The following is a 26,845-nucleotide window of genomic DNA, read 5'->3' as shown; positions in this document are numbered from 1 at the left end:
CGGTTCCTCCGACGGCCCTGGACAGGCCGTGCGCGCGGTTCCCGCACCGACCCTCAACGGCCGTCAGCCGGACGTCGCCACCACCGCCAGCAGGCCGAAGAGACCCAGGAAGATCAGCCAGCCGGCCACCGACAGCCAGCCGAGGATCAGCCCGGTCAGGGCCATGCCGTCGCCTGCCTCGCCGGTGCGGCGTATCTCCGACTGCGCCATGTGCCCGAGGATCACGGCAGGCAGCCCGGTGAGGCCTCCGGTCGCCACGCACAGCACTCCGCACACCATGGACGCCAGCGCCTTGCCGTTGGTGCGGGCCTGCGGCCGCGGCAGGAACGCCGGCGGCACCGGTCCGTGGGGTGTCATGGGCTGTGCCATCGGGCCCTGCGGCAGATCGGCCACCAGCAGCGACAGCTCGCCCACCGTGCGCGCGGAGTAGGCGCGCGCCACCCGCTTCTCGAACTCGGGGTGGTCCAGGCGGCCCTCCCCGTACCCGGCGCGCAGCACGTCCACCGCGCGCTCGCGGTCCGCGTGCGAGGCCAGCATCGACGGGGCGCCTGGGCCCGGCAGCGGGCCGCCCTGCCAGGGGGTCGGATACGACACGGCTGCCTCCCCAGGGCCGGGACGGACAGTCCCAGTATGAGTATTCACCCACTTGAACGCAGCGTGAGGGGCGTTCGGTTCCAGCCATGCCCGTGCCGCGCGCCCCTGAGCGGCCGCACCACACGCCCCGGACACGCCGCAGGGCGGCCACCCCGTACGGAGTGACCGCCCTGCGGTTCAGGCGACTCGCTTACTGGTTGTACGGACCGTAGTCGTAGTCCTCCAGCGGAACGGCCTGGCCGGAGCCGGTGCCGAACGGCGAGTAGTCGATGTCGTCGTAGCCGACGGCCGAGTACATCGCGGCCTTGGCCTCCTCGGTCGGCTCGACCCGGATGTTGCGGTAGCGGGACAGACCCGTACCGGCCGGGATGAGCTTACCGATGATGACGTTCTCCTTGAGGCCGATGAGCGAGTCGGACTTGGCGTTGATCGCCGCGTCCGTGAGGACTCGCGTCGTCTCCTGGAAGGACGCCGCCGACAGCCAGGACTCCGTGGCCAGCGAGGCCTTGGTGATACCCATGAGCTGCGGACGACCGGAGGCCGGGTGACCGCCCTCCTGGACCACACGACGGTTCTCGGTCTCGAACTTCGACCGCTCGACCAGCTCGCCGGGCAGCAGCTCGGCGTCGCCGGACTCGATGATCGTCACGCGGCGCAGCATCTGCCGGATGATGATCTCGATGTGCTTGTCGTGGATCGACACGCCCTGCGAGTTGTAGACCTTCTGGACCTCGCCGACCAGGTGGACCTGGACGGCACGCTGACCCAGGATGCGCAGCACGTCGTGCGGGTTGGTGGCACCCACGGTGAGCTGCTGGCCCACCTCGACGTGGTCGCCCTCGGAGACCAGGACCTTGGCGCGCTTCGAGATCGGGTACGCCGTCTCGTCGCTGCCGTCGTCCGGGGTGACGACGATCTTCTTCGTCTTCTCCGTCTCCTCGATCCGCACGCGGCCGGAGGCCTCGGAGATCGGGGCGACACCCTTCGGGGTACGGGCCTCGAAGAGCTCGACGACACGCGGCAGACCCTGGGTGATGTCGTCACCGGCCACACCACCGGTGTGGAAGGTACGCATCGTCAGCTGGGTGCCGGGCTCACCGATGGACTGGGCGGCGATGATGCCGACCGCCTCACCGATGTCGACCAGCTTGCCGGTGGCCAGGGAGCGGCCGTAGCACATCGCGCAGGTGCCGACGGCGGACTCGCAGGTCAGGACCGAGCGGGTCTTGACCTCCTCGACGCCGCGGGAGACGAGCTCCTCGATGAGGACGTCGCCCAGGTCGGTGCCGGCCGGGGCCAGCACCTGACCGTCGACCACGATGTCCTCGGCGAGGCAGCGCGCGTACACGGAGGTCTCGACGTCGCCCTCCTTGCGGAGCACGCCCGTCTCGTCCCGGCTCGCGATCTTGAGGCGCAGACCGCGGTCGGTGCCGCAGTCCTCCTCGCGGATGATGACGTCCTGGGAGACGTCGACCAGACGACGGGTGAGGTAACCCGAGTCGGCGGTACGCAGAGCGGTGTCCGCCAGACCCTTACGGGCACCGTGCGTGGAGATGAAGTACTCCAGCACGGACAGGCCCTCACGGAACGACGCCTTGATCGGACGCGGGATCGTCTCGTTCTTCGCGTTCGACACCAGACCACGCATACCGGCGATCTGACGCATCTGCATCATGTTGCCTCGTGCACCCGAGTTCACCATCATGAAGATCGGGTTGGTCTTCGGGAAGTTGTCGTTCATCGCCTCGGCGACCTCGTTGGTCGCCTTGGTCCAGATCGCGATGAGCTCCTGCGTGCGCTCGTCCTTGGTGATCAGACCGCGCTCGTACTGCTTCTGGACCTTCTCGTCCTGCGCCTCGTAGCCCTTGACGATCTCCTTCTTCGCCTCGGGCACGACGACGTCGGAGATGGCCACGGTGACGCCGGAACGGGTCGCCCAGAAGAAGCCGGACGCCTTCAGGTTGTCGAGCGTCGCCGCCACGATGACCTTCGGGTAGCGCTCGGCGAGGTCGTTGACGATCTCGGAGAGCTGCTTCTTGCCGACCTCGTAGTCGACGAACGGGTAGTCCTCGGGCAGCAGCTCGTTGAAGAGCGCGCGGCCCAGGGTGGTGTTCAGGCGGAACGGGTCACCCTGCTGCCACTCCGGCTCGCCCTCCTCGGCCGCCGGCGGGGTCCAGCCGCGCGGCGGGATGGTGCCGACCGGGAAGCGGATGTCGATCTTCGACTGGAGCGACAGCTCGCCCGCGTCGAAGGCCATGATCGCCTCCGCGACCGAGGCGAAGGAACGGCCCTCGCCCTTGAGGTCACGCATCTCGCCGTCGGTGGTGAGGAAGAACAGACCGAGGACCATGTCCTGGGTCGGCATCGTCACCGGGCGGCCGTCGGCCGGCTTGAGGATGTTGTTCGAGGACAGCATCAGGATGCGGGCCTCGGCCTGCGCCTCCGCGGAGAGCGGCAGGTGGACGGCCATCTGGTCACCGTCGAAGTCCGCGTTGAACGCGGTGCAGACGAGCGGGTGGATCTGGATGGCCTTGCCCTCGACCAGCTGCGGCTCGAAGGCCTGGATGCCGAGGCGGTGCAGCGTGGGCGCGCGGTTCAGCAGAACCGGGTGCTCCGCGATGACCTCTTCCAGCACGTCGTACACGACCGTGCGGCCGCGCTCGACCATGCGCTTGGCCGACTTGATGTTCTGCGCGTGGTTCAGGTCGACCAGGCGCTTCATCACGAACGGCTTGAACAGCTCCAGCGCCATCGCCTTCGGCAGACCGCACTGGTGCAGCTTGAGCTGCGGGCCGACGACGATCACGGAACGCGCGGAGTAGTCCACGCGCTTGCCGAGCAGGTTCTGACGGAAGCGGCCCTGCTTGCCCTTGAGCATGTCGGACAGCGACTTCAGCGGACGGTTGCCGGGGCCCGTGACCGGGCGGCCGCGGCGGCCGTTGTCGAAGAGCGCGTCGACGGCCTCCTGGAGCATGCGCTTCTCGTTGTTCACGATGATCTCGGGCGCGCCGAGGTCGAGAAGCCGCTTCAGGCGGTTGTTGCGGTTGATGACACGGCGGTACAGGTCGTTCAGGTCGGAGGTCGCGAAGCGGCCACCGTCCAGCTGCACCATCGGACGCAGGTCCGGCGGGATGACCGGGACGCAGTCGAGCACCATGCCCTTGGGGCTGTTGCTGGTCTGCAGGAACGCGGAGACGACCTTGAGGCGCTTGAGCGCACGGGTCTTCTTCTGGCCCTTGCCGGTGCGGATGATCTCGCGGAGCTTCTCGGCCTCCTCCTCGAGGTCGAAGGACTCCAGGCGCTTCTGCAGCGCCGCGGCGCCCATCGAGCCGTCGAAGTACGTGCCGAAGCGGTCACGCAGCTCGCGGTAGAGCAGCTCGTCGCCCTCGAGGTCCTGGACCTTGAGGTTCTTGAACCGGTTCCACACCTCGTCGAGGCGGTCGATCTCGCGCTGCGCACGGTCGCGCAGCTGCTTCATCTCACGCTCGGCGCCCTCGCGCACCTTGCGGCGCACGTCGGCCTTGGCGCCCTCGGCCTCCAGCTCGGCCAGGTCGGTCTCGAGCTTCTTGGCGCGGGCCTCCAGGTCGGCGTCCCGGCGGTTCTCGATCTGCTGGCGCTCGACGGAGACGTGGGCCTCCAGCGAGGGCAGGTCGCGGGTACGGCGCTCCTCGTCCACGTACGTGATCATGTACGCGGCGAAGTAGATGACCTTCTCGAGGTCCTTCGGGGCCAGGTCCAGCAGGTAGCCCAGCCGGCTCGGGACACCCTTGAAGTACCAGATGTGCGTGACGGGGGCGGCCAGCTCGATGTGGCCCATCCGCTCACGGCGCACCTTGGCGCGGGTGACCTCGACGCCGCAGCGCTCGCAGATGATGCCCTTGAAGCGGACGCGCTTGTACTTGCCGCAGTAGCACTCCCAGTCCCGGGTCGGACCGAAGATCTTCTCGCAGAAGAGTCCGTCCTTCTCGGGCTTGAGGGTGCGGTAGTTGATGGTCTCGGGCTTCTTGACCTCGCCGTGGCTCCACTGACGGATGTCGTCAGCGGTGGCCAGACCGATCCGGAGCTCGTCGAAGAAGTTGACGTCGAGCACTATGCGTCAATCCCTCTCAGGGTTGTAAGTCATGGGGTCTGATACGGGGGTCCTGGGGCCGGCGGCCTTCATGACGAAGGCCGCCGGACTCCCGTCAGACCTCTTCGACGCTGCTCGGCTCGCGCCGGGACAGGTCGATGCCAAGCTCCTCCGCAGCGCGGAAGACGTCCTCGTCGGTGTCGCGCATCTCGATGGACATGCCGTCGCTGGACAGCACCTCCACGTTCAGGCACAGGGACTGCATCTCCTTGATGAGGACCTTGAAGGACTCGGGGATGCCGGGCTCGGGGATGTTCTCGCCCTTGACGATGGCCTCGTAGACCTTCACGCGGCCGGTGACGTCGTCGGACTTGATGGTCAGCAGCTCCTGGAGCGCGTAGGCGGCGCCGTACGCCTCGAGTGCCCACACCTCCATCTCGCCGAACCGCTGGCCACCGAACTGAGCCTTACCACCCAGCGGCTGCTGGGTGATCATGGAGTACGGACCGGTCGAACGGGCGTGCAGCTTGTCGTCGACCAGGTGGTGCAGCTTCAGGATGTACATGTAGCCGACCGAGATCGGGTCCGGGAACGGCTCACCGCTGCGGCCGTCGAACAGCCGCGCCTTACCGGTCGGGAGCACCATGCGCTCGCCGTCGCGGTTCGGGATGGTGTGCTGGAGCAGACCCGCGAGCTCGTCCTCACGCGCACCGTCGAAGACCGGGGTGGCGACGTTGGTGCCGGGCTCGACCTTGTCGGCGCCGATGGCCTGGAGCCGCTGCGCCCACTCCTCCGCGAGGCCGGAGACGTCCCAGCCGCGGCTGGCGAGCCAGCCGAGGTGGATCTCCAGCACCTGTCCCGGGTTCATTCGGGACGGCACACCCAGCGGGTTGAGGATGATGTCGACCGGGGTCCCGTCCTCGAGGAACGGCATGTCCTCGATGGGCAGGATCTTGGAGATGACGCCCTTGTTGCCGTGACGGCCGGCGAGCTTGTCACCGTCGGTGATCTTGCGCTTCTGCGCCACGTACACGCGCACCAGCTGGTTCACACCGGGGGGAAGCTCGTCGCCCTCCTCGCGGTCGAAGACGCGGACGCCGATGACCTTGCCGGTCTCGCCGTGCGGCACCTTCAGCGAGGTGTCACGGACCTCACGGGCCTTCTCACCGAAGATCGCGCGCAGCAGGCGCTCCTCGGGCGTCAGCTCGGTCTCGCCCTTGGGCGTGACCTTGCCGACGAGGATGTCGCCGGCGATGACCTCGGCGCCGATGCGGATGATGCCGCGCTCGTCGAGGTCGGCGAGGACCTCCTCGGAGACGTTCGGGATGTCCCGGGTGATCTCCTCGGGGCCGAGCTTGGTGTCACGGGCGTCGACCTCGTGCTCCTCGATGTGGATCGAGGAGAGGACGTCGTCCTGCACGAGGCGCTGCGACAGGATGATCGCGTCCTCGTAGTTGTGACCCTCCCACGGCATGAACGCCACGAGCAGGTTCTTGCCCAGCGCCATCTCGCCGTTCTGGGTGGCCGGACCGTCGGCGAGGACCTGGCCCTCGACGACGCGGTCGCCCTCGGAGACGATGACCTTCTGGTTGACCGAGGTGCCCTGGTTGGAGCGGGAGAACTTGGCCAGGCGGTACGTGATGTACGTGCCGTCGTCGTTGGCCGTGGTGATGTAGTCCGCGGAGACCTCCTGGACCACACCCGCCTTCTCCGCCTTGACCACGTCGCCGGCGTCGACGGCGGAGCGGTACTCCATGCCGGTGCCGACGAGCGGGGCCTCGCTCTTGATGAGCGGCACGGCCTGGCGCATCATGTTCGCGCCCATGAGGGCACGGTTGGCGTCGTCGTGCTCGAGGAACGGGATCATGGCGGTCGCGACCGACACCATCTGGCGCGGCGAGACGTCCATGTAGTCGACCTCGTCGCCGGGGACGTAGTCGACCTCGCCGCCGCGGCGGCGGACCAGGATGCGGTTCTCGACGAAGCGCATGTCGTCGTTGAGCGGCGCGTTGGCCTGCGCGATGACGAAGCGGTCCTCCTCGTCGGCGGTCAGGTAGTCCACCTCGTCGGTGACCTGGCCGTCGACGACCTTGCGGTACGGCGTCTCGATGAAGCCGAACGGGTTGATCCGCCCGTAGGAGGCGAGCGAACCGATCAGACCGATGTTCGGGCCTTCCGGCGTCTCGATCGGGCACATGCGGCCGTAGTGCGACGGGTGCACGTCACGGACCTCGAAGCCGGCCCGCTCACGGGAGAGACCACCCGGGCCGAGGGCGTTCAGACGACGCTTGTGCGTCAGCCCCGACAGCGGGTTGTTCTGGTCCATGAACTGGGACAGCTGGCTGGTGCCGAAGAACTCCTTGATGGAGGCGACGACCGGCCGGATGTTGATCAGGGTCTGCGGCGTGATCGCCTCGACGTCCTGGGTGGTCATGCGCTCGCGCACGACGCGCTCCATACGGGCGAGACCCGTACGGACCTGGTTCTGGATCAGCTCGCCGACGTTACGGATGCGGCGGTTGCCGAAGTGGTCGATGTCGTCGGTCTCGACGATGATCGCGCGGCCCGACTCGCCGACCGTCTCGGTCTCACCGGCGTGCAGCTTCACCAGGTACTTGATCGTGGCGATGATGTCGTCGGTGGTGAGCACGCCGGCGTCGAGCGGCTGGTCGCCGCCGAGCTTCTTGTTCACCTTGTAGCGGCCGACCTTGGCGAGGTCGTAGCGCTTGGGGTTGAAGTAGAGGTTCTCGAGCAGCGTCTGCGCGGCCTCACGGGTGGGGGGCTCGCCCGGACGCAGCTTGCGGTAGATGTCGAGCAGCGCGTCGTCCTGGCCCTGGGTGTGGTCCTTCTCCAGGGTGGCGCGCATGGACTCGTACTCGCCGAACTCCTCGAGGATCTGCTCGGTGGTCCAGCCGAGCGCCTTCAGAAGCACGGTGACGGACTGCTTGCGCTTGCGGTCGATGCGCACACCGACCATGTCGCGCTTGTCGATCTCCATCTCCAGCCAGGCGCCCCGGGACGGGATGATCTTGGCGGAGAAGATGTCCTTGTCGGACGTCTTGTCGATGGAGGAGTCGAAGTAGACGCCGGGCGAGCGCACCAGCTGGGACACCACGACACGCTCGGTGCCGTTGATGACGAAGGTGCCCTTGTTCGTCATGAGCGGGAAGTCGCCCATGAAGACGGTCTGGGACTTGATCTCGCCGGTCTCGTTGTTGGTGAACTCGGCGGTGACGAAGAGCGGGGCCGCGTACGTGAAGTCGCGCTCCTTGCACTCGTCGATGGAGTTCTTCGGCGGCTCGAAGCGGTGGTCGCGGAAGGTCAGCGACATCGACCCGGAGAAGTCCTCGATCGGGGAGATCTCTTCGAAGATCTCCTCCAGACCGGACTTGGTGGGGACGTCGTGCCCGTTCTCGAGAGCCTCCTCGACGCGAGCCTTCCACGCGTCGTTGCCGAGCAGCCAGTCAAAGCTCTCGGTCTGCAGCGCGAGAAGGTTCGGAACCTCGAGGGGCTCCTTGATCTTTGCAAAGGAGATGCGCAGCGGGGCGGTGCTGGCGCCGTTGTTCGTATTCGCGGTCGAGGCGTTGCGCGAGGCGGCCAAGAGGGGGTCCTTCCGAGGGCTCGGACTCACTACGCGCGTACCGGCCCCCCACTGGGCGCAGAGACGGACATTCCAGGTCGGAGATGATCCGGTCGTCCATGCTCGAGTGAGGGCATGCCCCTGGTGACGGGCAGGGGACAGCTAACAGGCAGCGCAAAGGGTCAGTGTAGCCACTTGGCACACTGATGTCCAGTGCGGTGTACGAGACCGGTTGGAGGCCCTCGTTGTCATCAACTCCTGCGGCAAGGCGCTGCCCTCAACGCACGGTGATACTGCCCTCTTTGCCGTCGATCCATGCCTCGGATTCGGATCCTTGTGACGACGCGTCCTGAGAATTGCGCGCTGCGTGCGGTTCGTCAAGGGCCCCCCTTGCCCGAACCGCCGCCGTCCGGCTCATCTCCGCGGCCCCTCGGAGGCGCAACGAAGATCACCATACCCCCCGCCGTCCCGGGTGCAAGGCGGTCGCGGCCGACCCCCCGATACGCCGAAGAGCGACCACCCGGATGGATGATCGCTCCTCGGCACATGAGCGTTACACGCCCGCGAAGGCGCGTGACGGATCCTTGCGGACCCGGAAGGTCTTACTTGACCTCGACGGAGGCGCCGGCGCCCTCGAGGGCCTCCTTGGCCTTGTCGGCGGCTTCCTTGTTGACCTTCTCGAGGACCGGCTTCGGGGTGCCGTCGACGAGGTCCTTGGCCTCCTTCAGACCCAGGGAGGTCAGCTCGCGCACGACCTTGATGACCTGGATCTTCTTGTCGCCGGCGCCGGTGAGGACGACGTCGAACTCGTCCTTCTCCTCGACGGCCTCGGCGGCGGCGCCACCGGCGGCACCACCGGCGACGACGACCGGGGCGGCCGCGGCGGCGGTGACGTCGAACTTGTCCTCGAAGGCCTTCACGAACTCGGAGAGCTCGATGAGGGTCATCTCCTCGAACTGGGCCAGCAGCTCGTCCTGGGTGAGCTTCGCCATGATGGCGGTCCTTCCACTAAATCGGCAGGTGCCGGGTGTACTGGGTGAGGCGGGCGTTACTCGGGCCCGCAACGGCCCTCACGTCATGCGGCGAGGGCCGGAAAGCGAGCCGAATTACTCGGCACCGCCCTGCTCGTCCTGCTTGGCACGGAGCGCGTCCACGGTGCGGACGAGCTTCGACGGCAGCGCCTGGAAGACGGAGGCAGCCTGGGACTGCTTCGCCTTGAAGGCACCGGCCAGCTTGGAGAGCAGCACCTCGCGGGACTCGAGGTCCGCGAGCTTCTTGATCTCGTCGGCGGACAGCGCCTTGCCGTCAAGGACACCGCCCTTGATGACGAGATTCGGGTTGTCCTTGGCGAAGTCACGAAGACCCTTCGCCGACTCCACCGGGTCACCGGTGACGAAGGCGACCGCCGTCGGGCCAGCGAAGAGCTGGTCGTCGAGCGTGATCCCGGCCTCGTTGGCCGCAATCTTGGTCAGCGTGTTCTTCACCACGGCGTACTGGGCGTTCTCACCGAGCGAACGGCGCAGCGTCTTGAGCTGCGCCACGGTGAGACCGCGGTACTCGGTCAGCACGGCGGCGTTGGAGCTGCGGAACTTGTCCGTCAGCTCGGCAACCGCGGCAGCCTTGTCGGGCCTCGCCATAGAGCCTCGGCCTCCTTCCGGGTGATTCGGACCGCGCGGACCCGAAGGAGGACTGGGGAAAACGAAACGCCCCGGGCGCAGGCGCACGGGGCGAAGCTCGACCGGTTCTCCGCGCCTCACGGCTGCGGCCCACCGGGAACTCTTCCACTGTCACCTGCGCGGGTCGTCCGCAGTTCAGCGGATCCTTCGGCCACCGCACCCTCTTGCGAGCGCACGGCAACGACCAGCGGTCTTTGGCTTCCCCGGAAGAGTACGGGACGGGGTCGGCGCCAGGCAAATCGGCCCGGGGGCCGTCCTAGGCGGTCCCGCCGGCGCCCAGCGACTGAAGCTCCTCGAGCATCTCCATGAAGTCGAAGGTCTCGCCGGCCGGCGGGGCCTCGACCTCAACCTTGGCGCCGTAGTCCGAGAAGTGCGAGGTCATCTTCGTCGTGCCCTGGGCCATGGTCATGCCGACCACCATCTTGACCGGGAGGTCGTCCTCGTTGACCCAGATCTCGGTGTCGTAGCCCTTCATCCCCGACTTCTCGGCCGTGGCGACGAGCTCGTCCCGCTCCTCCTTCGAGAGCAGGTCGAAGGAGGTGTTGGCGTCGATCATCTCCTCGAAGCTGAGCGTGCCCTTGTAGTGCTGCGCCTCCACGCCGTCGACCTTCTCGGGGCCCACGTGCTTCAGGCTCGGCGACTCCAGCAGCAGGGCGAGCTGCTGCGCCGGGTCCTGGTTCATGTTCTCCAGGCCGCCGGTCATCTGCTTCTGGATCTTCGGGTCGCCCGTCGCGTCGGCGAGGGCCTTGAAGTCCATCTTCACCCAGCGCTTGCCGTCCATCTCCGCGGCCTGCTCGGCGCCCATGTCCATGTACATGACGCCGTCGAGCATGATCACGCGCATCTGCTCGGGGGCCCCGGGACCGGCGGCGGCGAACCCGCCGCCCTTCATGGTGACGTCCATGACCGCCGGGTCCCAGCCCTGCACCCCGGACATCTCCATGGTGCCGCCCTGCGCGGCGGCCCCGGACGTCTCGATGGTCATCCGCACCTTCGAGGACTTCGCCTCGGACGTCTTCTTGAACGCGGCCTGGAGCACCTCTGCCGCCTCGGTCCGCGACTGGGCCGCGGAGCCGGAGGAGGCGCCGGCCTTCTTCTTGCTCCCCCCGCCGTCACCGTCCTGGCACCCCGCGAGGCCCACGACGACCGCCGCGGCCGTCAGACAGACACCCGCGCGCTTCCATGCGGCCATGGCCATACCGATCCCACCCCTGCTGTCTCTCCGCACCACTTGTGTGATTCCTGTGAACCGTAGCGGACGCCACCGACACACGCGTACGAAAAAACCCGCCCCCACACCCGAGTTGGGCATGGGGACGGGTTCTTCACGCGTGCGCGCACCGGCCCGTCGGCCGGCTCACCCGGCTCAGACGGCGGCCGGGTCCTCCTCGACGAGGAGGTTGCGGGTGCGGTTCGGGTCGAGCGGAATGCCGGGGCCCATCGTGGTGCTGACGGCGGCCTTCTTGATGTAGCGACCCTTGGCGGCGGACGGCTTCAGACGGAGGATCTCCTCCAGGGCCGCGCCGTAGTTCTCCACCAGCTTGGTGTCGTCGAAGGACGTCTTGCCGATGATGAAGTGCAGGTTCGCGTGCTTGTCGACACGGAACTCGATCTTGCCGCCCTTGATGTCGTTGACGGCCTTGGTGACGTCCGGGGTCACGGTGCCGGTCTTCGGGTTCGGCATCAGACCGCGGGGACCGAGCACGCGGCCCAGGCGGCCGACCTTGCCCATGAGGTCCGGGGTGGCGACGACGGCGTCGAAGTCCAGACGGCCCTTCGACACCTCGTCGATCAGCTCGTCGGCGCCGACGATGTCGGCGCCCGCGGCACGCGCGGCCTCGGCACGGTCACCGGTCGCGAAGACCAGGACCCGGGCGGTCTTACCGGTGCCGTGCGGGAGGTTCACGGTGCCACGGACCATCTGGTCGGCCTTGCGCGGGTCGACACCCAGACGGAAGGCGACCTCGACGGTGCCGTCGAACTTGGTCGTGGACGTCTCCTTGGCGAGACGGACGGCCTCGAGCGGGGCGTACAGCTTCTCCCGGTCGATCTTGGCGTCCGCAGCGCGGAGAGACTTGCTGCGCTTGCTCACTGAAAGCTCCTGTGCGTTTCGAGGAGTCGTGGTCCGGGCCGAGCAGGCCCTGCCACTACTGCTTGGCTTACGGGGGTGGAGGTCAGCCCTCGACCGTGATGCCCATGGAGCGGGCGGTGCCGGCGATGATCTTCGACGCGGCGTCCAGGTCGTTGGCGTTGAGGTCGGGCATCTTGGTCGTGGCGATCTCACGGACCTGGTCGGCGGTGATCTTCGCGACCTTGGTCTTGTGCGGCTCGCCGGAGCCCTTCTCCACGCCCGCGGCCTTGAGGATCATCTTCGCGGCCGGCGGGGTCTTGGTGATGAAGGTGAAGGAACGGTCCTCGTAGACCGTGATCTCCACCGGGATGACCCAGCCGCGCTGCGACTCGGTCGCGGCGTTGTAGGCCTTGCAGAACTCCATGATGTTCACGCCGTGCTGGCCCAGCGCGGGGCCGACCGGCGGGGCCGGGTTCGCGGCACCGGCCTGGATCTGGAGCTTGATGAGCCCCGTGACCTTCTTCTTCTTGGGAGGCATGGCTCTCCGGGTCCTTTCGAATTCGGGTCCTGCCCGTGTCCCGGAAACATCCAGGACGCAGGCATACCGCACAACGATAACGGGTATGGATGCGCGGCCAAAAACCGAGCAGGTCAGACGTACGCGCGAGCGTTCGCCTGACCTGCGCGGAAGCTGTGTGCCAGCCGGTCCGGAAGGGCTAGTTCTTCTGGATCTGGTCGAAGGAGAGCTCGACCGGCGTCTCGCGGCCGAAGATCTCCACCAGGCCCTTGACCTTCTTGGAGTCCGGGTTGATCTCGTTGATGGTCGCCTGGAGCGTGGCGAACGGGCCGTCGGTGACGGTGACCGAGTCGCCGACCTCGAAGTCCAGCACCTGGACCTCGACCTTGCGCTGCGGAGCCGGCTTGCCCTCGGCCTCGGCGGCCTCGCGGGCGGCCTTCTCCTCGGCCTCCGGGGCGAGCATCTTGACGATCTCGTCCAGCGTCAGCGGGTACGGGTCGTAGGCGTTGCCCACGAAGCCGGTCACGCCGGGGGTGTTGCGGACGACGCCCCAGGACTCGTTCGTCAGGTCCATGCGGACCAGGACGTAGCCCGGGAGCTTGTTCTGCTTGATCGTCTTGCGGTCGCCGTTCTTGATCTGGACGACCTCTTCCTGCGGCACCTCGGCCTGGAAGATGTAGTCCTCGACGTTCAGCGACACGGCGCGCTGCTCGAGGTTGGTCTTCACGCGGTTCTCGTAACCCGCGTAGGTGTGGATGACGTACCACTCGCCGGGCAGGGACCGCAGTTCCTCGCGGAGCTTCTCGACCGGGTCCCGGTCGTCCTCCGGCTCGGCCTCGGCCTCTTCCGCGGCCTCGTCGGCCTCTTCCTCGGCGTCGGCGGACTTCTCGTCCGCGGCCTCGTCGGCCTCGGCGTCGGTGGTGTCGGCAGCCTCGGCCTCGGCGGAGGCCTCGGTGTCCTCGACGTCCGCGCCCTCGACGGCGGCGAGCGCGTCCTCGGCGGACTCGGCCCCTTCGCCGTAAGGCTCGACGGCGTCGTTCACGTTCGGGTCAGACACGGTGGCTGCTTCTTCCTGGATACATAGGGGTGGAACATGCGAAAGGAGCGCCGGGTACCTCGGCGCTCTTCGCTCGGGGATCAGCCGAAGACGTACTTGGCGGCGTTGCTGAGGCCATAGTCGATCAGGGTCACCAGGCCGATCATCAGCACCACGAAGACGATGACCGCGGTCGTGTACGACGTCAGCTGGTTGCGAGTGGGCCAGACGACCTTGCGGAGTTCCGCGACGATCTGGCGGTAGAAGAGCGCGAGACGCTTCAGGGGGCCCTTCTTGGCACGCTTGCCGCCCTTGCGGGGCTTCTGCTCCTGGGCATCAGGCATGTCGATGGAGCCCACGGCGTCCGTCACTCGTCCTCACCTGATTCCGGGTCGTGGCCGTGCCGCGCCCGGTCTGAGCCGCACGGCGGTGCATTGCTGTACGTACATGCGCACACATCCTGGCGAAGGTGTGTGTAGCAGGGCCGGAGGGACTTGAACCCCCAACCGCTGGTTTTGGAGACCAGTGCTCTACCAATTGAGCTACGACCCTTTGTGCGTCCCCCAACGTACCGCATCCGGCCGGAAGCTTGGTGTGCACCGGCTGAGTGCGGGCCGCTGAAGGCCAACGAGGTGAGAGTGTACGTGTTCCTGGGCCGGGCGTCGAACAGAAAGTGCCTGGGAGGGGACGCACCGGCCACGGAAGGACGGTGATCGTCCTGGCGGGCCCGGCTCGCGGACGCGTGAACCGGACTGGTGTTCCACCCTTTGCCCGGTGTTGTTCAGTCCGTGAAACCGCTGTGCCGTCCGTGTTTCGTGTCTGGAACGATGGGCCTCATGAGCGCTGCAACCCCTCCCACCGAGCGCCGGGTCTCCGCCCGAGTCGGCGCGATCTCCGAGTCCGCCACCCTCGCCGTGGACGCCAAGGCCAAGGCCCTCAAGGCCGCCGGGCGACCGGTGATCGGCTTCGGCGCCGGTGAGCCCGACTTCCCGACACCCGACTACATCGTCGAGGCCGCGATCGAGGCCTGCAAGAACCCGAAGTACCACCGGTACACCCCGGCCGGCGGTCTGCCCGAGCTGAAGCAGGCGATCGCCGCCAAGACGCTGCGCGACTCCGGCTACGAGGTCGACCCCTCCCAGATCCTGGTCACCAACGGCGGCAAGCAGGCCATCTACGAGGCCTTCGCCGCGATCCTCGACCCGGGCGACGAGGTCATCGTCCCGGCGCCGTACTGGACGACGTACCCCGAGTCGATCCGGCTCGCGGGCGGTGTCCCGGTGGAGGTCGTCGCCGACGAGACCACCGGCTACCGGGTGAGCGTCGAGCAGCTGGAGGCGGCCCGCACGGAGAAGACGAAGGTCGTCCTCTTCGTCTCCCCGTCCAACCCGACCGGCGCGGTCTACGGCGAGGCCGAGACCGAGGCCATCGGCCGCTGGGCCGTCGAGCACGGCCTGTGGGTGCTCACCGACGAGATCTACGAGCACCTGGTGTACGGCGACGCCGTCTCCGTCTCGCTGCCGGCGCTCCTGCCCGAGCTGCGCGACAAGTGCGTCGTGGTCAACGGCGTCGCCAAGACCTATGCCATGACCGGCTGGCGGGTCGGCTGGGTCATCGGCCCGAAGGACGTCGTGAAGGCCGCGACCAACCTCCAGTCGCACGCCACGTCCAACGTGTCGAACGTCGCGCAGGCCGCCGCCCTCGCCGCCGTCTCCGGCGACCTGGACGCGGTCGCGGCGATGCGTGAGGCGTTCGACCGGCGCCGGAAGACCATCGTGCGGATGCTCAACGAGATCGACGGCGTGGTCTGCCCCGAGCCCGAGGGCGCGTTCTACGCCTACCCGTCGGTGAAGGCGCTGATCGGCAAGGAGATCCGCGGCAAGCGCCCGCAGGACACCGTGGAGCTGGCCGCGCTGATCCTGGAGGAGGCCGAGGTCGCGGTGGTCCCGGGTGAGGCGTTCGGCACACCGGGATACCTGCGGCTGTCCTACGCGCTGGGCGACGAGGACCTCGTCGAGGGCGTGAGCCGGATCCAGAAGCTGCTGGCGGAGGCGCGCGACTGACGTCCCTTCCGTTCCGCTCCGGGGGCGCCCAGGACAGTCCTGGGTGCCCCCGTTCGTCTGTGCGAGCAAGACCACGTACGGGGAAAGCGCTACCGGGACGGCCGTGACGTACGGCAGGATCCTGGAATGGAGCGTGTACGTGATGTCTCTGAGCTGCCGAAGGCCCATCTGCATCTGCATTTCACCGGGTCCATGCGGCCCGGCACCCTGCTGGAACTGGCCGACAGGTACGGGGTGCGACTCCCCGAGGCGCTGACCGACGCCCTGACCGGCGGGGAACCGCCGCGGCTACGGGCCACGGACGAGCGCGGCTGGTTCCGCTTCCAGCGCCTGTACGACGCGGCACGCTCGTGCATCAGGTCGGCGGAGGACATCCAGCGCCTGGTGCGGGAGGCGGCCGAGGAGGACCTGAAGGACGGCTCGCGCTGGCTGGAGATCCAGGTCGACCCGACCTCGTACGCGCCCCGGCTGGGCGGGCTGATCCCGGCGCTGGAGGTCATCCTCGACGCCGTGGACGCGGCGTCCCGCGACACCGGGCTCGGCATGCGGGTCCTGGTGGCCGCCAACCGGATGAAGCACCCCCTGGACGCCCGCACGCTGGCCCGCCTCGCCGTGCGCTACGCCGACCGGGGGATCGTCGGCTTCGGCCTCTCCAACGACGAACGGCGCGGCATGGCGCGCGACTTCGACCGGGCCTTCGCCATCGCGCGCGACGGCGGGCTGCTGTCGGCGCCGCACGGCGGCGAGCTGGCGGGCCCCGCGTCGGTGCGGGACTGCCTGGACGACCTGGAGGCGCACCGGATCGGTCACGGGGTGCGGGCGGCGGACGATCCGCGGCTGATGAAGCGGCTCGCGGACCGGGGCGTCACCTGCGAGGTGTGCCCGGCGTCGAACGTCGCCCTCGGCGTGTACGACAAGCCGGAGGACGTGCCGCTGCGCACGCTGTTCGAGGCGGGTGTGCCGATGGCGCTGGGCGCGGACGACCCGCTGCTGTTCGGCTCCCGGCTGGCGGCGCAGTACGAGATCGCGCGCCGGCACCACGACTTCACGGACGCGGAGCTGGCCGAGCTGGCCCGGCAGTCGGTCCGGGGCTCGGCGGCGCCCGAGGACGTCAAGGCCACACTGCTGTCGGACGTCGACGCCTGGCTGGCCGCCCCGGTCGTCTGAAGTGGGCCAGGGGCGGATACGCCTGGAAGCCGATGTCCAGCTCCGTCCCCCGCCCCCGGGACAGGGGCAGCAGCGTGGTGAGCGAGGCGCTGAGCACGTCGTACCCCATGCCCGCCCTCTTGCTGAGCGGGCCGACACCGGCCGCCCAGGCGAGTTGCAGGGACGCGGCGGCGAAGGTGTCCCGCGCGCCGGACAGGAACAGCGTCCGGGCGTGGACGGCGGGCTGGATGCGGTCGGCCCGGGGCAGGCGGTCCCAGCGCCGCTCCCAGCGTTCCTCCCAGGCCGAGCCGTGGCGCGCGGTGCGCCGTTCGTCGGTGCGGACGGTCCCCGGGATGCCGTGGGTGAGTCCGCGGCGCAGGGCGGGCCACACGGAGGGCCGCAGTCCGAGCGACTGGTGGGCGAGCACCAGGTCGACGGGCACGCCCGGGGCGTAGTCCCGGGGCACGCTTCGCCGGAGCGGGACGTGGACGACCGTGTGCGGGGAGTACGCCGCGAAGGAGAACAGCCCGGCGAGGCGGGCCAGTCCGTCGTGGTCCCCGACCAGGTAGCCCCAGTCGCGCAGCGGGTCGCTGAGCGTGGTGTGCCGCAGCGCGGGGCGCGGCTGGACGACCCGGAAGGCGTAGCGCCCGGCGCGCGGCCGGAACTCCTCGACCCTCAGCCGCACGGATGCTCCCTCATCGACGTCCTCATGACGTCAGGGATACGCGCGAGGGGCCGGGCGCGGCAACGGAGTTTTACGGCTCCAGGCCGACGCCGACCATGACCGGCTCGTTGACCAGGGTGACCCCGAACGCGTCCCGGACGCCCGCCACGACCTCGCGGGCCAGCGCCAGCAGGTCTTCCGTCATGGCGTCGCCGCGGTTGGTGAGGGCGAGGGTGTGCTTGGTGGAGATGCGGGCGGGTCCGCTGCCGTACCCCTTGGTGAAGCCGGCCTTGTCGATCAGCCAGGCCGCGGAGGTCTTGGTGCGCCCCTCGCCGGCGGGGTAGGCGGGCGGCTCGACGTCCTCGCCCAACCGCTCCCGCACACGCGTACGGAATGCGGCGAACGTCTCGTCGTCGAGGATCGGGTTGGTGAAGAAGGAGCCGGCCGACCAGGTGTCGTGGTCCTCGGGGTCCAGCACCATGCCCTTGCCTGCGCGGAGCTTCAGCACCGTGTCGCGGGCGGTGGCCAGCGGCACCCGCTCGCCGGGCGCGACGCCGAGCACGCGGGCGGTCTCGGCGTACTTGACCGGGCCGGACATCCCGCCGGCGTCCTCCAGCCGGAAGCGGACGCGCAGGACGACGTACCGCTCGGGGTCGGCCTTGAAGCGGCTGTGCCGGTAGGAGAAGGCGCACTCCTCGTTGGAGAGCGTGACGGTCTCGCCGGAGCGCCGGTCGTAGGCGACGACCTCGGTGATCGTCGAGGCGACCTCCTGGCCGTACGCGCCCACGTTCTGGATGGGGGTGGCGCCGGCGGAGCCGGGGATTCCGGCCAGGCACTCGATGCCGGCGAGTCCGGCCTCCACGCTCGCCGCGACGGCGTCGGTCCACACCTCGCCGGCGGCCAGCTCCAGGCCGGTGCCGTCGAGGGTGACGCCCTTGGTGGCGACGACGAGGGCGGTGCCGTCGAAGCCCTTGTCGCCGATGACCAGGTTGGAGCCGCCGCCGATGACCAGCAGCGGGGTGCCGGCGGCGTCGGCCTCGCGGACGGCGGCGATCACCTCGTCGTCGGTGGTCGCGGTGACCAGCCGGGCGGCGGGGCCGCCCAGCCGGAAGGTGGTCAGCGGGGCGAGGGGAGCGTCGTGGAGTTCCTGCACGGGCTCAAGACTACGAGACGGCCGCCTCGGCTCTCCGTCCCCGCTCCCCCGTCCCCGCTCCCCCGTCGCCGCTCCCCCGCCGCCGCGGCGGCCCGGCTCAGGCCAGGCGGACGACCGCCCGCGAGGCGCCGAGGACCTTCTGTCCGGCGCTGGTCGCGGTGAGGTCCACGCGGACCGTGTTGTCGTCGAGCTTGGCGGCGACCTTGCCGCTGACCTCGATGACGGCGCCCTTGTCGTCGTCGGGCACGACGACGGGGCGGGTGAAGCGGACGCCGTACTCGACGACCGCGCCCGGGTCGCCCGCCCAGTCGGTGACCACGCGGATCGCCTCGGCCATGGTGAACATGCCGTGCGCGATGACGTCGGGCAGGCCGACCTCCTTGGCGAACCGCTCGTTCCAGTGGATGGGGTTGAAGTCGCCGGAGGCGCCCGCGTACTGGACAAGGGTGGCGCGGGTCACGGGGAACGTCTGCGCGGGCAGCTCGGTGCCGACCTCGACGTCGGCGTAGGAGATCTTCGCCGTCATGGTGTGGTTCACGCCTCCTCGGCCGCGCGGGCCACCAGCTTGGTCCAGGCGGTCACGACGTGCTCGCCGTTCTGGTCGTGCACCTCGCCGCGGACGTCCAGTATGTCGTTGCCCGCCATCGTGCGGATGGTCTCGATGGTGGAGGTGACCGTGAGCCGGTCGCCCGCGCGCACCGGGCGCTTGTAGGCGAACTTCTGGTCGCCGTGCACCACCCGGCTGTAGTCGAGGCCGAGCTGCGGGTCGGCGATCACCTGGCCGGCGGCCTTGAACGTGATGGCGAACACAAAGGTCGGCGGGGCGATCACGTCGGGGTGGCCGAGCGCCTTGGCCGCCTCCGTGTCCGTGTACGCCGGGTTGGCGTCCCCCACCGCCTCGGCGAACTCGCGGATCTTCTCGCGGCCCACCTCGTAGGGCTCGGTGGGCGGGTAGGTCCGCCCCACGAAGGACTGGTCGAGCGCCATGCGCGCGGCACCTCCTGTGTCGGTCCGGAACCGACATGTCTCACGGTGTGTGGTGTCGGTGGGGAAACGACACGAGGCCGCCCCCCGAGTGGGGGGACGGCCTCGTGTACGAGCCTGATTTATCGCGTTTCGCGGTGCGCGGTGTGCGCGTTGCAACGCGGGCAGTGCTTCTTCATCTCAAGACGGTCCGGGTTGTTACGCCGGTTCTTCTTGGTGATGTAGTTCCGCTCCTTGCACTCCACGCAGGCCAGCGTGATCTTCGGGCGGACGTCGGTGGCAGCCACGTGAGTGCTCCTAAGACGAACGGATGGACTGTTTAACGCAAGAAGAGTAGCCGATCGAAGGACCGACCCCGCAATCGGCTACTGAGAGTAGCGGTGACCGGACTTGAACCGGTGACACAGCGATTATGAGCCGCTTGCTCTACCGACTGAGCTACACCGCTTTGATGCGATCGGGCCCCGCCTCACGGCGGGAACCTCACACACCAGAGCCCCAAAACGGAATCGAACCGTTGACCTTCTCCTTACCATGGAGACGCTCTGCCGACTGAGCTATTGGGGCGAGCGATGAAGACATTACACGGTCCGCCGCCGTTCGCCCAAATCCGTTTCGGTCCCCTGTCCCCCTCCCGGGCGGACGGGCCACACCGGTACGACTATTGCGCTCCTCCCGGCGCGGGACGGAGGGCCGTCCTAGGCTCGACTCACTCTGCGTGATCTTGTCTCAGCGTGACGTGCGTCCTCGTGCGCAGCCCGAGCCCCAGGAGCGCGATGCCCGACAACCGGCCGCAGCCACCGTCCCACCCGTGGTCCTCGCCCTCCGGTTCGGGCCCGGCCGGCCCGCCCCCGCTCCTGCTGTGCGGCGCCCGCCTCACCGACGGCCGGACCGTGGACGTACGGCTCGGCGGCGGGCGCATCGAGGCCGTCGGCACGGCGGGCAGCCTCGTCGCGGACGCCACGCGCGCGTGCGTGGCACGGCTCGACCTCACCGGCTACCTGCTGCTGCCGGCCCCGGCCGAACCGCACGCCCACGCGGACACCGCCCTGTCCGCCGACGAGCCCGGCCCCGTCTCCCACGACCCCCAGGACGTCCAGCGCCGCGCGACGGAGGCGGCGCTGCTCCAGCTCGGGCACGGGGCGACGGCCCTGCGCGCGCACGTGCGCGTGGGGGACATGGCGGGACTCGGCGCGCTGCGGGCCGTGCTGCGCGCGGCGCGCTCCCTGCGCGGGCTGGCCGAGCTGGCCACGGTGGCGATGCCCAGGGTGCTGACGGGGGCGGCCGGCGCGGACGGGCTGGCGGTGCTGCGGGACGCGGTGAAGATGGGCGCGTCCGTGGTGGGCGGCTGCCCGGACCTCGACCCCGATCCCACGGGCTATGTGGAGGCGGTGCTGGAGACGGCCTCCGAGCACGGCCTGCCCGTCGACCTGCACACGGACGCGTCCGACCCGGCCCGGCTGGCCCGCCTCGCGGCGATGGCGGGCGGCCTGCGCCCCGGTGTGACCCTCGGCCCGTGCGGGGGGCTGTCCGCCCTCCCCTCCGACGTCGCGGCCCGTACGGCGGACCGGCTCGCGGCGGCCGGGGTGACGGTGGTGTGCCTGCCCCAGGGCGGCTGCGGCGCGGCGGACGGCCGGGACGCCGCACCGGTACGGCTGCTGCGCGCGGCGGGCGTACGGGTGGCGGCCGGCAGCGGCTCGCTGCGGGACGTGTCGAACCCGGTGGGCCGGGGCGACCCGCTGGAGGCGGCGTACCTGCTGGCGTCCTGTCAGGGCCTGTCCCCCGAGGACGCGTACGCGGCGGTGAGCACGCGGGCGCGGGCGGCGATGGGGCTGTCGGAGGTGCGGGTGGAGGCGGGGTTCCCGGCCGACCTGCTGGCGGTCCGGGGCGACGGCCTGCCGGCCGCGCTGTCCCTGGCGTACAGCCGGATCGTGGTGCACGGGGGGCGTGTGGTCGCCCGCACGAGCGCGGTACGGGAGTACCGCGACTCGGAGGCGTCGGGCTCGGGGGCGGGGCTGCCGCGGCAGGGGCGGGGGCCGGCGTAGGAGGCTCGGGCGGGGGGCTCAGGCATGGGGCTTGGGCAGAGGGCTTGGCAGGGGTTCGGGTGGGGGCTTGGGGGCGTGGGTGTCGCACGGTTGCGTCGCACGGCGGACGGGCGCGGTGCGGCGTACGGTCGAAGGCATGCGCATTGTCATCGCTGGTGGTCATGGTCAGATCGCGCTGCGGCTGGAGCGGCTGCTCGCCGCGCGCGGGGACGAGGCGGCGGGCATCATCCGCAAACCCGAACAGGCGGACGACCTGCGGGAGCTGGGCGCGGAGCCGATCGTGCTCGACCTGGAGTCGGCGTCCGTGGAGGAGGTCGCGAGGGTCCTGGAGGGCGCGGACGCGGCGGTGTTCGCGGCGGGCGCCGGGCCGGGCAGCGGTGTGGGCCGCAAGGACACCGTGGACCGGGCGGCGGCGGTCCTCTTCGCGGACGCGGCCGTGCGCGCGGGCGTGCGCCGGTTCGTGATCGTGTCGTCGATGGGCGCGGACGCGGAGCACCAGGGGGACGAGGTCTTCGACGTGTACCTGCGCGCCAAGGGCGAGGCGGACGCGTACGTGCGGAGCCTGGACGCCCTGGACTGGACGATCCTGCGGCCGGGGCAGCTCACGGACGAGCCGGGCACGGGCCTGGTCCGCCTGGAGGCCCGCACGGGCCGCGGTCCGATCCCCCGCGACGACGTGGCGGCCGTCCTCGCCGAACTGGTGGACACGCCCGCGACGGCGGGCCTGACCCTGGAACTGATCAGCGGCTCCGTACCGGCGTCGGTGGCGGTGAGGTCGGTCGCGGGCAACTGAGGCGCGGGCAGCCGAGGCGCGGGCCCGGACGTCAGAAGAGGGGCATCTGCCCGGGGAACGGCGGGACGACGTAACCGTCCAACGACGGCTGCTCGGCGCCCGGTTGGGCGTGCCGGCGAGATCCCGGGCAGGAGGTCAGCTCCCCGCTGCCGCGGGCGCCGGGCGGGTCGTGCCGCGCGTACCGCCCGGCGACGACGGCGATCTCACGACGGCACTCGGGGCAGGGACGGCGACGCGGCGACATGCCCCCAGTGTGCCCGCGCCCCGCCCCACCGGAGGGGAAGTCACCGGCGGAGGCCGCCTCCGGCACGGCCGCACGCGTACGCGAACGCGTGTTTCCATGCCCGTATCGCGTGTTTCAATGCCCGTATGGGGACGGATGTCACGTACTTGGGACCGCTGGAACTGACCGGTGGGCGTTGGGCAGTTGGAGACGCCACACGACCGGACGCCCACTGGGTGGAGTTCCGCCCGGAGGGACTCCACCAGCACGAGCCGGACTCCGAGGGACGGTTGATCCCGTGGTCGCGGCTCATGACCGGCATCCGGCTCACCTGGGGCAAGCGCTCCTGGGACACGAACAGCAGGGGCATGTACACGTTCGGCGGGATGGTCGCCGGGCGCGACGGGGGCTGGCTGCACATGACGCTGCGCCACCCGTACGAGGACGACCAGCTGCGCTTCGACCAACACGCGCGCCCGTACCGGGCGGTGGACGCCCTCCGGCTGGAGAGTCTGCTGCGGCAGCTCGTCGACGACGGGAAGCCGCACCTTCTCGGCGACCCGGATTGGGTGGGCCGCGCCGTGGCCGGCCTGACCGGCGGGAAGAACAGCCGGCTCACGCAGCGCTCGCTGCGGCAGGCGGTGAACGGGGTCCTGGCGACGGCCGGCCCCGGCACCCGCTGACGGCGGTCGCGAGCCAGGAGGTCGGCGGATATGCGGGTCGGCCACGACGCGGAGCGGATCAGTGCTCCTGGTCGCGGCCGGTGACCACCACGTAGTTGTCGGCCTCGGGGTCGAAGGTGGTGGACCGCACCGTGAGCCCGACGCTCCGCAACTGCGCCACGAGGTCCTCGTACCGGTAGGGCCAGATGGACAACCGCTCCGAGATGGCTCGCACTTCCCTGTCCGGCTCGATCCGGGCGACCACGATCTCGAGGAAGTGTTCCTGCTCCCAGCCCTGCTCGATCTGCCAGTAGTAGCTGACGACCGCGTCGCGGTCGTTGCGGCGGATCAGCCGGTCGCGCACGTCCACCCGTGAGCCGGCGGAGCGCACGAGCTCCCAGTTGCGTGACGTGAGCACGAGGCGTCCGCCCGGCTTCAGCAGCCGCGCCATCGCTTCCAGTGCGGCCAGGCGCCCGGCTGCGCCCTCGGCGTGCCCGAGCGAGTTGCCGACGCAGAACACCAGGTCGAACGTGGAGTCCTCCAGGTGGCCGGGCAGCTGGTCCCAGCTCGCGCGGAGGGTGCGAAGCGGGACACCCTGCTCGCCGGCGAGCCTCTCGGTCCGGCGGACCATCCCCTCACTGGCGTCGGCGGCGACCACGTCGAGGCCAAGACCCGCGAGGCCGACGGCGAGCTGGCCGGTTCCGCACGAGCAGTCGAGGACGCGCGTGTCGGGCGGCAGAGGGCCCACGACATCGGTGCAGTAGGCCGAGGCCGCCTGAGCGGGGGTCAGCTTGTCGTCCCCGATCAGCCACTCGTACACCTCGGAAAGCGCACCGTAACCAGCCACCGCGACCACCTCCATCGGAATGACGAAAGGGTCTGTGATCAGCTGTGCTGATCACAGACCCTTTCGGTCGTGTGGCGGCGCCAGGATTCGAACCTGGGAAGGCTGAGCCGGCAGATTTACAGTCTGCTCCCTTTGGCCGCTCGGGCACACCGCCGGGGTTGCTGCGCTGAACCCCGCCTTCCGGCGGTGCTCGCTGGCAACGACGTAAACAATACCCGATGGACAGGGGTGCTCCGCCACCCGATTGATCGCCACCCCGGGGCCGGGGGGTGACTAGGCTGGTCCGGATGCGGTCCGGGGCCGATGCCGGGCTCGGGGGCCGCCTCAGTACGCCGGTACGCAGCCGGTGCGCAGCCCGATACGCACCCCGAATCAAGGAGCCACAGGACATGGCCGACTCCAGTTTCGACATCGTCTCGAAGGTCGAGCGGCAGGAGGTCGACAACGCCCTCAACCAGACCGCCAAGGAGATCTCGCAGCGCTACGACTTCAAGGGCGTGGGCGCCTCGATCTCGTGGTCCGGGGAGAAGATCCTCATGGAGGCGAACTCCGAGGACCGGGTGAAGGCTGTCCTCGACGTCTTTCAGTCCAAGCTGATCAAGCGGGGCATCTCCCTGAAGGCCCTGGACGCGGGTGAGCCGCAGCTCTCGGGCAAGGAGTACAAGATCTTCGCGACGATCGAGGAGGGCATCTCCCAGGAGAACGCGAAGAAGGTCGCGAAGATCATCCGCGACGAGGGCCCGAAGGGCGTGAAGGCCCAGGTGCAGGGCGACGAGCTGCGCGTCAGCTCCAAGAGCCGGGACGACCTCCAGACCGTCATCGCGCTGCTCAAGGGCAAGGACTTCGACTTCGCGTTGCAGTTCGTGAACTACCGGTAGGACGGCCGACGCGCCGGACGGCTGGACGGCTGGACGGCTGGACGGCTGGAGGAGGGTGGGTGCCGCTCGGGCGCCCACCCTCTGTGTGTCCGTCGTCTCGTCGCCCTACGCGTCGTCGTCCTTCGCGACGTCGTCAGTCGCGCGAGTTGCCGAACAGGATGCGGTAGGCGATCAGCAGGACCAGGGAACCGCCGATCGCGGCCACCCACGTGGTGCCGTCGTAGAAGTCCTTGCTGATCGGGTGGTCCAGCCAGCGGGACGAGATCCAGCCGCCGATGAAGGCGCCGGCCACGCCGATCAGGGTCGTGCCGACCAGGCCGCCCGGGTCGCGGCCGGGCAGCAGGAACTTCGCGATGGCTCCGGCCAGCAGGCCCAGAATGATCCAGCTGATGATCGTCATGCCGAGTACCTGCCCTTTGCCGCCGGCCTTTGCACCATGAACGACGTCACGGGGACACTTTCCGGTTGCCCCCGGTCAGTAGGGTGCGGCCTCATGACCGACGCCCCCGCCGAACCCGCCCCCTCCGCACTGCGCCGCACCCTCGGCACGGGCGACGCCGTCGTCGTCGGCCTGGGCGCGATGCTCGGCGCGGGCATTTTCGCCGCGCTCGCGCCCGCCGCGCGGGCCGCCGGCTCCGGGCTGCTCCTCGGGCTGGCCGTCGCCGCCGTCGTCGCCTACTGCAACGCCGGCTCCTCGGCGCGCCTGGCCGCCCTGTACCCGGCCTCGGGCGGCACGTACGTGTACGGGCGGGAGCGGCTCGGGGCGTTCTGGGGCTACCTGGCCGGGTGGGCCTTCGTCGTCGGCAAGACGGCGTCCTGCGCGGCGATGGCGCTCACCGTCGGCGCGTACGTCTGGCCGGGGCAGGCGCATGCCGTGGCTGTCGCCGCCGTGGTGCTGGTCACGGCGGTCGACTACGGCGGGGTGCAGAAGTCCGCGTGTCTGACGCGGGTGATCGTGGGTGTGGTCCTGGCGGTCCTCGCTTCCGTGGTGGTCGTATGTCTGACGTCGGGGGACGCCGACCCGGGCCGGCTGCACGAGGGCGTGCCGGGCGGGGCCGGCGGGGTGCTCCAGGCGGCCGGTCTGCTCTTCTTCGCGTTCGCCGGGTACGCGCGGATCGCGACCCTCGGCGAGGAGGTGCGGGATCCGGCGCGCACCGTCCCGCGGGCGGTCCGGATTTCCCTGGGCATCACGCTGGCCGCGTACGCGGCTGTCGCTGTCGCCGTCCTTTCCGTGCTGGGTGCCGAGTCGTTGGGTGCGTCCGTCGCGCCGCTCGCCGACGCGGTGCGAGCGGCCGGGGTGCCCGGGCTCGCGCCGGTGGTGCGGGTGGGGGCGGCGGTCGCCGCGCTCGGGTCGCTGCTCGCCCTGCTGCTCGGGGTGTCGCGGACGACGCTGGCCATGGCCCGGGACCGGCATCTCCCGGGGCCGCTGGCCGCCGTCCATCCGCGGTTCCATGTGCCGCACCGGGCGGCGCTGGCCGTGGGCGGTGTCGTCGCCGTCCTGGCCGCCGTCGTCGATGTGCGGGGCGCTGTCGGGTTCTCCTCCTTCGGTGTGCTGACGTACTACGCCGTGGCGAACGCCTCGGCCTGGACCCTGCGTTCGGGTCTCGTGGCCCGGGTGGTGCCGGCGGTGGGCTTCGCCGGGTGCCTGGTGCTGGCGTTCTCCTTGCCGTGGACCTCGGTGGCCGTGGGCGCGGCGGTGCTCGGTGCGGGTGTGGTGGCGTACGGGGTGCGGAACGTGTGGGGTCGGCGGCAGGGCGGTCCGGGCGGGCGGTAGCCCGTCCACGCGTTCATGATGCGCGGCGGCGGCGAGGCGTGTGCGGGGCTGTGGAAAACGCGGGGCTTGT

The 26,845-nt window shown here is 69.8% G+C and carries 25 protein-coding genes and 4 tRNA genes; 7 read left to right on the top strand and 22 right to left on the bottom strand.

Annotation, left to right across the window (positions count from 1 at the left end; translation table 11 throughout):
- Window positions 1-63: 63 nt before the first annotated feature.
- From ACFOSY_RS31100 to ACFOSY_RS31050, 11 genes are all read right to left on the bottom strand, one after another.
- Entirely contained in the window at window positions 64-594 is a 531-nt protein-coding gene (locus ACFOSY_RS31100) for a DUF1707 and DUF4190 domain-containing protein (protein WP_394313360.1), read from the bottom strand.
- 190 nt (window positions 595-784) lie between these two features.
- A complete protein-coding gene (locus tag ACFOSY_RS31095; protein ID WP_394313358.1) occupies window positions 785-4,684 on the bottom strand; it encodes a DNA-directed RNA polymerase subunit beta' in 3,900 nt (1,299 codons plus the stop codon).
- Between the two features lie 94 nt (window positions 4,685-4,778).
- Window positions 4,779-8,264, bottom strand: a complete 3,486-nt coding sequence (gene rpoB, locus ACFOSY_RS31090) for a DNA-directed RNA polymerase subunit beta (RefSeq protein WP_394313355.1) — start codon at window positions 8,262-8,264, stop codon at window positions 4,779-4,781.
- Between the two features lie 581 nt (window positions 8,265-8,845).
- Entirely contained in the window at window positions 8,846-9,235 is a 390-nt protein-coding gene (gene rplL / locus ACFOSY_RS31085; protein WP_394313353.1) for a 50S ribosomal protein L7/L12, read from the bottom strand.
- Window positions 9,236-9,349: 114 nt separating this feature from the next.
- Window positions 9,350-9,880, bottom strand: a complete 531-nt coding sequence (gene rplJ / locus ACFOSY_RS31080; protein ID WP_006130602.1) for a 50S ribosomal protein L10 — start codon at window positions 9,878-9,880, stop codon at window positions 9,350-9,352.
- A 295-nt stretch (window positions 9,881-10,175) separates the two neighbouring features.
- Window positions 10,176-11,117, bottom strand: coding sequence for a hypothetical protein (locus tag ACFOSY_RS31075; protein WP_394313350.1), 942 nt, complete (start codon window positions 11,115-11,117; stop codon window positions 10,176-10,178).
- 168 nt (window positions 11,118-11,285) lie between these two features.
- The gene (gene rplA, locus ACFOSY_RS31070) at window positions 11,286-12,011 is read right to left on the bottom strand and encodes a 50S ribosomal protein L1 (RefSeq protein ID WP_006130604.1); all 726 of its coding nucleotides are present in this window, start codon (window positions 12,009-12,011) and stop codon (window positions 11,286-11,288) included.
- Window positions 12,012-12,093: 82 nt separating this feature from the next.
- Window positions 12,094-12,528, bottom strand: coding sequence for a 50S ribosomal protein L11 (gene rplK / locus ACFOSY_RS31065; protein WP_024883170.1), 435 nt, complete (start codon window positions 12,526-12,528; stop codon window positions 12,094-12,096).
- Window positions 12,529-12,706: 178 nt separating this feature from the next.
- Window positions 12,707-13,564 (bottom strand): transcription termination/antitermination protein NusG, encoded by an 858-nt coding sequence (gene nusG, locus ACFOSY_RS31060; RefSeq protein ID WP_394313346.1) that lies wholly within the window; start codon window positions 13,562-13,564, stop codon window positions 12,707-12,709.
- 80 nt (window positions 13,565-13,644) lie between these two features.
- On the bottom strand, window positions 13,645-13,914 hold the full coding sequence (gene secE, locus ACFOSY_RS31055) for a preprotein translocase subunit SecE (RefSeq protein ID WP_225654460.1): 270 nt from the start codon (window positions 13,912-13,914) through the stop codon (window positions 13,645-13,647).
- Between the two features lie 108 nt (window positions 13,915-14,022).
- Window positions 14,023-14,095 (bottom strand) — tRNA-Trp (locus tag ACFOSY_RS31050).
- A 284-nt stretch (window positions 14,096-14,379) separates the two neighbouring features.
- Here ACFOSY_RS31050 and ACFOSY_RS31045 point away from each other — a divergent pair.
- Together ACFOSY_RS31045 and ACFOSY_RS31040 are read left to right on the top strand one after the other, a co-directional pair.
- The gene (locus ACFOSY_RS31045) at window positions 14,380-15,606 is read left to right on the top strand and encodes a pyridoxal phosphate-dependent aminotransferase (RefSeq protein ID WP_369157640.1); all 1,227 of its coding nucleotides are present in this window, start codon (window positions 14,380-14,382) and stop codon (window positions 15,604-15,606) included.
- Window positions 15,607-15,732: 126 nt separating this feature from the next.
- Window positions 15,733-16,773 (top strand): adenosine deaminase, encoded by a 1,041-nt coding sequence (locus tag ACFOSY_RS31040; protein ID WP_394313341.1) that lies wholly within the window; start codon window positions 15,733-15,735, stop codon window positions 16,771-16,773.
- On the opposite strand, the gene ACFOSY_RS31035 is transcribed toward ACFOSY_RS31040, so the two are convergent.
- The 7 genes from ACFOSY_RS31035 to ACFOSY_RS31005 form a co-directional block, all read right to left on the bottom strand.
- The gene (locus ACFOSY_RS31035) at window positions 16,718-17,437 is read right to left on the bottom strand and encodes a hypothetical protein (protein ID WP_394313339.1); all 720 of its coding nucleotides are present in this window, start codon (window positions 17,435-17,437) and stop codon (window positions 16,718-16,720) included. The genes ACFOSY_RS31040 and ACFOSY_RS31035 overlap by 56 nt on opposite strands.
- 70 nt (window positions 17,438-17,507) lie before the next feature.
- Window positions 17,508-18,569 carry a UDP-N-acetylmuramate dehydrogenase gene (locus tag ACFOSY_RS31030; RefSeq protein ID WP_394313337.1) on the bottom strand — a complete coding sequence of 354 codons (1,062 nt, stop codon included), beginning with the start codon at window positions 18,567-18,569 and terminating at the stop codon, window positions 17,508-17,510.
- A 97-nt stretch (window positions 18,570-18,666) separates the two neighbouring features.
- Window positions 18,667-19,095, bottom strand: a complete 429-nt coding sequence (locus tag ACFOSY_RS31025; protein WP_225654515.1) for a MaoC family dehydratase — start codon at window positions 19,093-19,095, stop codon at window positions 18,667-18,669.
- A gap of 8 nt (window positions 19,096-19,103) precedes the next feature.
- On the bottom strand, window positions 19,104-19,556 hold the full coding sequence (locus tag ACFOSY_RS31020) for a MaoC family dehydratase N-terminal domain-containing protein (protein WP_006130613.1): 453 nt from the start codon (window positions 19,554-19,556) through the stop codon (window positions 19,104-19,106).
- A 119-nt stretch (window positions 19,557-19,675) separates the two neighbouring features.
- Entirely contained in the window at window positions 19,676-19,840 is a 165-nt protein-coding gene (gene rpmG, locus ACFOSY_RS31015) for a 50S ribosomal protein L33 (RefSeq protein ID WP_003948671.1), read from the bottom strand.
- Window positions 19,841-19,928: 88 nt separating this feature from the next.
- A tRNA-Met gene (locus ACFOSY_RS31010) sits at window positions 19,929-20,001 on the bottom strand.
- Between the two features lie 46 nt (window positions 20,002-20,047).
- A tRNA-Thr gene (locus ACFOSY_RS31005) sits at window positions 20,048-20,120 on the bottom strand.
- 209 nt (window positions 20,121-20,329) lie between these two features.
- On the opposite strand from ACFOSY_RS31005, the gene ACFOSY_RS31000 reads away from it, so the two are divergent.
- Window positions 20,330-21,598 (top strand): amidohydrolase family protein, encoded by a 1,269-nt coding sequence (locus ACFOSY_RS31000; RefSeq protein WP_394313332.1) that lies wholly within the window; start codon window positions 20,330-20,332, stop codon window positions 21,596-21,598.
- A gap of 136 nt (window positions 21,599-21,734) precedes the next feature.
- Window positions 21,735-22,391, top strand: a complete 657-nt coding sequence (locus tag ACFOSY_RS30995) for an NAD(P)H-binding protein (RefSeq protein WP_394313330.1) — start codon at window positions 21,735-21,737, stop codon at window positions 22,389-22,391.
- Between the two features lie 31 nt (window positions 22,392-22,422).
- Here the strand turns inward: ACFOSY_RS30995 and ACFOSY_RS30990 are convergent, their stop codons facing one another.
- Window positions 22,423-22,635, bottom strand: coding sequence for a hypothetical protein (locus ACFOSY_RS30990; protein ID WP_093765450.1), 213 nt, complete (start codon window positions 22,633-22,635; stop codon window positions 22,423-22,425).
- A gap of 125 nt (window positions 22,636-22,760) precedes the next feature.
- Between ACFOSY_RS30990 and ACFOSY_RS30985 the strand changes: the two genes are divergently transcribed.
- Complete coding sequence (locus tag ACFOSY_RS30985; RefSeq protein ID WP_394313326.1) at window positions 22,761-23,297, top strand: hypothetical protein; 537 nt, start codon at window positions 22,761-22,763, stop codon at window positions 23,295-23,297.
- Window positions 23,298-23,355: 58 nt separating this feature from the next.
- On the opposite strand, the gene ACFOSY_RS30980 is transcribed toward ACFOSY_RS30985, so the two are convergent.
- Complete coding sequence (locus tag ACFOSY_RS30980) at window positions 23,356-24,123, bottom strand: class I SAM-dependent methyltransferase (protein ID WP_394313324.1); 768 nt, start codon at window positions 24,121-24,123, stop codon at window positions 23,356-23,358.
- Between the two features lie 72 nt (window positions 24,124-24,195).
- Window positions 24,196-24,277: transfer RNA gene (locus ACFOSY_RS30975), tRNA-Tyr, on the bottom strand.
- A gap of 235 nt (window positions 24,278-24,512) precedes the next feature.
- Between ACFOSY_RS30975 and ACFOSY_RS30970 the strand changes: the two genes are divergently transcribed.
- Window positions 24,513-25,001 (top strand): YajQ family cyclic di-GMP-binding protein, encoded by a 489-nt coding sequence (locus tag ACFOSY_RS30970; RefSeq protein WP_006133059.1) that lies wholly within the window; start codon window positions 24,513-24,515, stop codon window positions 24,999-25,001.
- Between the two features lie 133 nt (window positions 25,002-25,134).
- Here the strand turns inward: ACFOSY_RS30970 and ACFOSY_RS30965 are convergent, their stop codons facing one another.
- Window positions 25,135-25,401, bottom strand: coding sequence for a GlsB/YeaQ/YmgE family stress response membrane protein (locus tag ACFOSY_RS30965; protein ID WP_394313321.1), 267 nt, complete (start codon window positions 25,399-25,401; stop codon window positions 25,135-25,137).
- A 93-nt stretch (window positions 25,402-25,494) separates the two neighbouring features.
- Between ACFOSY_RS30965 and ACFOSY_RS30960 the strand changes: the two genes are divergently transcribed.
- Window positions 25,495-26,775 carry an APC family permease gene (locus ACFOSY_RS30960; RefSeq protein ID WP_394313318.1) on the top strand — a complete coding sequence of 427 codons (1,281 nt, stop codon included), beginning with the start codon at window positions 25,495-25,497 and terminating at the stop codon, window positions 26,773-26,775.
- Window positions 26,776-26,845: the final 70 nt, after the last annotated feature.

The organism is Streptomyces lusitanus, from assembly GCF_042647945.1.
GTDB classification, from domain to species: Bacteria; Actinomycetota; Actinomycetes; order Streptomycetales; family Streptomycetaceae; genus Streptomyces; species Streptomyces pseudogriseolus.
Note: the sequence above shows the minus strand (reverse complement) of the source record. Positions and strands in the feature narration are given on the sequence as shown.

What these genes read in the sequence shown, in the direction of transcription:
- ACFOSY_RS31020 (WP_006130613.1), bottom strand. Translation starts at nt 19,556, where the DNA reads ATGGCGCTCGACCAGTCCTTCGTGGGGCGGACCTACCCGCCCACCGAG.
- ACFOSY_RS30965 (WP_394313321.1), bottom strand. Translation starts at nt 25,401, where the DNA reads ATGACGATCATCAGCTGGATCATTCTGGGCCTGCTGGCCGGAGCCATC.
- ACFOSY_RS31025 (WP_225654515.1), bottom strand. Translation starts at nt 19,095, where the DNA reads ATGACGGCGAAGATCTCCTACGCCGACGTCGAGGTCGGCACCGAGCTG.
- ACFOSY_RS30960 (WP_394313318.1), top strand. Translation starts at nt 25,495, where the DNA reads ATGACCGACGCCCCCGCCGAACCCGCCCCCTCCGCACTGCGCCGCACC.
- ACFOSY_RS30985 (WP_394313326.1), top strand. Translation starts at nt 22,761, where the DNA reads ATGGGGACGGATGTCACGTACTTGGGACCGCTGGAACTGACCGGTGGG.
- ACFOSY_RS31000 (WP_394313332.1), top strand. Translation starts at nt 20,330, where the DNA reads ATGCCCGACAACCGGCCGCAGCCACCGTCCCACCCGTGGTCCTCGCCC.
- ACFOSY_RS31075 (WP_394313350.1), bottom strand. Translation starts at nt 11,117, where the DNA reads ATGGCCATGGCCGCATGGAAGCGCGCGGGTGTCTGTCTGACGGCCGCG.
- ACFOSY_RS30995 (WP_394313330.1), top strand. Translation starts at nt 21,735, where the DNA reads ATGCGCATTGTCATCGCTGGTGGTCATGGTCAGATCGCGCTGCGGCTG.
- rplL (WP_394313353.1), bottom strand. Translation starts at nt 9,235, where the DNA reads ATGGCGAAGCTCACCCAGGACGAGCTGCTGGCCCAGTTCGAGGAGATG.
- ACFOSY_RS30970 (WP_006133059.1), top strand. Translation starts at nt 24,513, where the DNA reads ATGGCCGACTCCAGTTTCGACATCGTCTCGAAGGTCGAGCGGCAGGAG.
- ACFOSY_RS30990 (WP_093765450.1), bottom strand. Translation starts at nt 22,635, where the DNA reads ATGTCGCCGCGTCGCCGTCCCTGCCCCGAGTGCCGTCGTGAGATCGCC.
- ACFOSY_RS31040 (WP_394313341.1), top strand. Translation starts at nt 15,733, where the DNA reads ATGGAGCGTGTACGTGATGTCTCTGAGCTGCCGAAGGCCCATCTGCAT.
- rplK (WP_024883170.1), bottom strand. Translation starts at nt 12,528, where the DNA reads ATGCCTCCCAAGAAGAAGAAGGTCACGGGGCTCATCAAGCTCCAGATC.
- rplJ (WP_006130602.1), bottom strand. Translation starts at nt 9,880, where the DNA reads ATGGCGAGGCCCGACAAGGCTGCCGCGGTTGCCGAGCTGACGGACAAG.
- ACFOSY_RS31045 (WP_369157640.1), top strand. Translation starts at nt 14,380, where the DNA reads ATGAGCGCTGCAACCCCTCCCACCGAGCGCCGGGTCTCCGCCCGAGTC.